This window comes from Mycolicibacterium llatzerense, from assembly GCF_025331195.1.
Taxonomy (GTDB): Bacteria; Actinomycetota; Actinomycetes; order Mycobacteriales; family Mycobacteriaceae; genus Mycobacterium; species Mycobacterium llatzerense.
In genome coordinates this window covers 1-334 of the sequence record NZ_LXOV01000011.1, presented here as the reverse complement: position 1 = coordinate 334, position 334 = coordinate 1, and the positions used below count along the sequence as shown (strand labels likewise).

The following is a 334-nucleotide window of genomic DNA, read 5'->3' as shown; positions in this document are numbered from 1 at the left end:
GGAGCTGTCGGCGACCTTCTGCCAGCTGCCGGCGGCCGGAACCAGCTCCTGGCTCGCGGTGTCCTGCTTCGCCGGCTCACCGCGGCCGCTCATCAACGCCCGGTCGACCGCCACTGCGGCGACTGCGGCACTGGCGGCCGCCGACGTCCCGACGATCACCTGACGACGGTTGGCGCGCAGCCAGGTGGGCGGCGGCGCGTCGTCGCCGTCGAACTGCGCGGCGAGTCGGCTCTGCAGGTCGGCGAGGAAATCCGGTCGTGGCTCGTCGGCGCCGGGCCGGGCGGCCTGCAGGTCGATCGCGGTACGCATCTGCGCCGCATCGAAGTCGTCGGGC

At 74.3% G+C, this 334-nt stretch carries 1 pseudogene; it reads right to left on the bottom strand.

Features of this window, described 5'->3' with window-relative positions:
• Positions 1-334: pseudogene (locus A7G45_RS14875) on the bottom strand (Rieske (2Fe-2S) protein); the annotation flags it as partial.